General features: G+C 58.6%; 5 protein-coding genes and 2 pseudogenes. 3 read left to right on the forward strand and 4 right to left on the reverse strand.

Annotated features, from left to right (window positions below; genetic code table 11):
* Positions 1-125: 125 nt before the first annotated feature.
* Positions 126-266: pseudogene (locus tag L9Z73_RS27015) on the forward strand (6-phosphogluconolactonase); the annotation flags it as partial.
* Positions 267-283: 17 nt separating this feature from the next.
* Positions 284-949 (forward strand): bifunctional 4-hydroxy-2-oxoglutarate aldolase/2-dehydro-3-deoxy-phosphogluconate aldolase, encoded by a 666-nt coding sequence (locus L9Z73_RS27020; RefSeq protein ID WP_247407662.1) that lies wholly within the window; start codon positions 284-286, stop codon positions 947-949.
* A gap of 206 nt (positions 950-1,155) precedes the next feature.
* Here L9Z73_RS27020 and L9Z73_RS27025 read toward each other — a convergent pair.
* Positions 1,156-1,706: pseudogene (locus tag L9Z73_RS27025) on the reverse strand (aminotransferase class V-fold PLP-dependent enzyme).
* A gap of 11 nt (positions 1,707-1,717) precedes the next feature.
* Positions 1,718-1,954, reverse strand: coding sequence for a DUF3820 family protein (locus tag L9Z73_RS27030; protein ID WP_003213031.1), 237 nt, complete (start codon positions 1,952-1,954; stop codon positions 1,718-1,720).
* Between the two features lie 207 nt (positions 1,955-2,161).
* On the opposite strand from L9Z73_RS27030, the gene L9Z73_RS27035 reads away from it, so the two are divergent.
* Complete coding sequence (locus tag L9Z73_RS27035) at positions 2,162-2,629, forward strand: ferritin-like domain-containing protein (protein WP_247407664.1); 468 nt, start codon at positions 2,162-2,164, stop codon at positions 2,627-2,629.
* Positions 2,630-2,683: 54 nt separating this feature from the next.
* Here the strand turns inward: L9Z73_RS27035 and L9Z73_RS27040 are convergent, their stop codons facing one another.
* A complete protein-coding gene (locus L9Z73_RS27040) occupies positions 2,684-3,154 on the reverse strand; it encodes a MaoC family dehydratase (RefSeq protein ID WP_247407665.1) in 471 nt (156 codons plus the stop codon).
* 57 nt (positions 3,155-3,211) lie between these two features.
* Positions 3,212-3,711, reverse strand: a 500-nt coding sequence (locus tag L9Z73_RS27045; protein WP_247407667.1) for a serine aminopeptidase domain-containing protein, incomplete at its 5' end; no start/stop codon positions are given.

A 3,711-nucleotide genomic window follows, 5' to 3' on the forward strand; every position in this document is an offset into this window, starting at 1 on the left:
GCAAGCCCCCTCCCACAGTTGACCGAGTTGTGCATGAGAACGCGGTCTAGGGTGGGAGGGGGCTTGCTCCCGATGAGGCCATTCCGAACACCGCAAGGCTAAGGTCTCAGTACACCCACACCTCCACGGCGAACTACACCGTACTGTCGATCTCCGGCAGTTCGAAATTGACCACCTTGAGCGCCGCGCTGGCCAGTGACGACGTTGCTGCCATGCCGATTCGCGCGTTTTTGCAACCTACTTTAGAGATTTACTGGTGCCCATGAGCCAAGGATCAGCCGCGATGAAAAGCCCTCAATCGACCGTGTCCATGGCGGATAAAGTTGCCCTGATCGACAGTCTCTGCGCCAAGGCGCGGATACTGCCAGTGATCACCATCGCCCGCGAACAGGACATCTTGCCGCTGGCCGACGCCCTGGCAGCCGGTGGTTTGACCGCATTGGAAGTGACCCTGCGTTCCGAGTTTGGCCTCAAGGCCATTCAGGTCCTGCGCGAGCAGCGTCCGGAGTTTTGTACCGGCGCCGGCACCGTGCTCGATCGCCATATGCTCGAAGCGGCCACCGTTGCCGGCTCGCAATTTATCGTTACCCCCGGCATTACCCGCGACCTGCTTGAAGCCTCGGTACACAGCCCGATCCCGCTGCTGCCGGGTATCAGCAACGCCTCCGGGATCATGGAAGGCTATGGCCTGGGTTATCGCCGCTTCAAGCTGTTCCCGGCGGAAGTCAGCGGTGGCGTCGCAGCCATCAAAGCCCTGGGCGGCCCGTTTGGCGAAGTGAAATTCTGCCCGACCGGCGGCGTCAGCCCGGCCAATATCAAGAGCTACATGGCGTTGAAAAACGTGATGTGCGTGGGCGGTAGCTGGATGCTCGACCCCGAGTGGGTCAAGAACGGCGACTGGGCACGTATCCAGGAAGTCACCGCTGAGGCGCTGGCACTGCTGGACTGAGCTGATTTATCGAATCGTTGTTGCTGTGCTTAACGGCATTTTTTGCGGTGCACTTGGTCGGTGTGCCGCTTTTTTTTGCCTGCGCAAAACCTTGAACCCAACACACATCCAAATGTGGGAGGGGGCTTGCCCCCGATAGCGGTCTATCAGTCGATATTTTCGGTGACTGACACTCTGCTATCGGGGGCAAGCCCCCTCCCACATTTTCAGTCCGTGCTGAGTGCGGTGATGGCGGTGACCAGTACATCGATGTCCGCCGCGGACGTCACCAAGCCCGGCGTCACCCGGATACAGGTGCCAAACGACGCACCCACTCGAGTGGTGGTTAACAGGTTGTAGTCCTTGAGCAGGCGGTCCGCCATCGCCTGCTGATCGCGCCCGATGAACGTGAACGCCGTGATCCCGCAATACAATCGCTGATCAGCACTTGGTCGCCCGGCTGCAGGCGGTTGTAGTTGCGGATCAGCGACTGCAAGGCTTCGGTGGCGTTGCGGGTGAAGGCGACCGACTCGGGGTCGGCGTCGATCAGCTTGGCCAGTTGGCGGCGGATCTCGACGTTTTCGCCTTGCTCGAAACGCTGACGCACATGCACCGCGTTACTGTGGTTGATAAACGCGACGTGCTCAAGGTACTGCGCCTGTACCGCGCGGCTCATACGCCCGAAGTAGCCATTTTCCAGGTTGATCGGGCCCGGCTCCAGCTCATAGTGGTCGGCGATGGCCTGCCAGTGGGGTTCGTTGGCTGCATTCCATGGCATGGCGTGGGCTCCTAATGGCGAGGCGCGGGTTTGCCGTGCTTGGCGCGCAGCGGTTCCAGCAGTTCGGACAGGCCGTTGTGGTCGATTTCCTGCATCAATGCCAGCAACCCGCCCAGCTCGCCGTGGGGGAAACCTTCACGGGCGAACCAGTTCAGGTAGGGGCCAGGCAGGTCGGCGATGATCCGTCCCTTGTACTTACCGAAGGGCATTTCGCGGGTGATCAGCAATTCGAGTTTTTCGGGATTCATGACGGCTCAGGCGTTTGCATCGAGGTCTTCGAAAATACAGGCATTCTGCATGAAGGCCAAATGACAGATCATGCAAATAACGCACATACAGAACGTTCAAATCTTTTTAAGATATTGAAATTAAAAGAGAAAGTCGTTTTTTAAAACCTGGCACGGCCGCTGCAATCATTCAGACAACCTTTCTCAACCGGCATAAGGAATTGAAAAATGACTGATATCAATAAAGAGTCCATCTCGGTACTGAACGACCTGATCGAAACCAGCATTGACGGTCAAAAAGGTTTTAAAGAGTGCGCTGACGACATCAAACATCCAGAACTCAAAGCGCTGTTTGCCAAGCGCTCCGCAGACTGCACAACCGCTGTGGCCGAGCTGAAAACCGCCGTGCGTGCCCTGGGTGGCGATCCGGAAAATTCCGGCAGCGTTGCCGGCGCCCTGCACCGTGGCTGGGTCGATGTGAAGTCGATGGTGACCGGTAAAGACGAAGAGGCTGTATTGAACGAAGCCGAGCGCGGTGAAGATCACGCACTCAAGGCTTACAAAGAAGCGATCGAGAAGATCAACAAGCACAACCTGCTGGGTATCCGTGACCTGGTTGAGCGTCAGTACCACGGCGTGCAACGCAATCACGATCAGGTCAAAGCCCTGCGTAACCAGGCTCGCGCTCAGTCGTGAGTCGTCGCTGAATAAAAAATCCCCGCCGATGCGGGGATTTTTTATGGGGGCTGATCAGCCGATGGTGATGGCCGGCAGCTCGGTCAACGTCACGACCAGTTGCTTGCGTGGCGCGAGGATCTCCGCCTCGCCATCCACCACCAGTTCATCGCGCTGGTTGAACACGCGGGTGGCGATACGCACGCGGAACTTCGGCAGCTTCTCGAGGATTTCCAGACGCACGGTCAGGGTGTCGCCGATTTTCACCGGCTTCTGGAAGCTCATCTGCTGGCCGATATAGATCGTGCCCGGCCCAGGCAGCTCACAGGCAACGGCCGCACTGATCAGGGCGCCGCTGAACATGCCGTGGGCAATTCGCTCCTTGAACATGGTCGCCTTGGCAAATTCGGCATCCAGGTGCAGGGGGTTGTGGTCGCCGGACATGGCGGCGAACAACTGGATATCGCGCTCTTCGACGGTCTTGCTGTAGCTGGCGGTCTGGCCGACTTCGAGGGCTTCGTAAGGGGTGTTGGTTACCTGGGTCATCTAAAGGTGCATCCTGTGGCTAATCGATAATTTAATTGGCTGATTTTAAACGAAAAATTATTCGCAGCGAGCTGGCCTGCGCAAGGTCAGGGCCTGGTCGAGCCACGTCAGCACATCCGCGGTGACTTCGTCGCGGTTGGTTTCGTTGAACACTTCGTGACGCGCCTGCGGGTAGATATTCAGTTGCAGGTTCTGGCAGCCGGCCTCACGCAGGGCATGGGCCAGGCTTTTGAGACGCTTGCCTTCACTCACCGGATCACATTCGCCGCCGATCACCAGGATGGGCAAGCCCGGATCGATCTGCGCGAGATTGGACGCTTTGCTGATTTGCTGCAAGCCGCCCAGCAGGTCGAACCACAGTTGGTTGGTGCAGCGGAACCCGCAGAGCGGATCGTGGAGGTAGCGGTCGACTTCATCCGGGTCACGGCTGAGCCAGTCGAAAGCCGTGCGGTTGGGCTTGAACGCTTGGTTGAACGAGCCGAACGACAGGCACTCAATCAGCGCACTGCGGCCGCGCAAGCCCTGGCGCAGGCGTTCGGCACGGGCGATCAGCCGCG

This window comes from Pseudomonas emilianonis (assembly GCF_023072625.1).
GTDB lineage: Bacteria > Pseudomonadota > Gammaproteobacteria > Pseudomonadales > Pseudomonadaceae > Aquipseudomonas > Aquipseudomonas paraveronii.

Coding starts and splice junctions, on each gene's coding strand:
- L9Z73_RS27020 (WP_247407662.1), top strand. CDS start 284: ATGAAAAGCCCTCAATCGACCGTGTCCATGGCGGATAAAGTTGCCCTG.
- L9Z73_RS27030 (WP_003213031.1), bottom strand. CDS start 1,954: ATGAATCCCGAAAAACTCGAATTGCTGATCACCCGCGAAATGCCCTTC.
- L9Z73_RS27035 (WP_247407664.1), top strand. CDS start 2,162: ATGACTGATATCAATAAAGAGTCCATCTCGGTACTGAACGACCTGATC.
- L9Z73_RS27040 (WP_247407665.1), bottom strand. CDS start 3,154: ATGACCCAGGTAACCAACACCCCTTACGAAGCCCTCGAAGTCGGCCAG.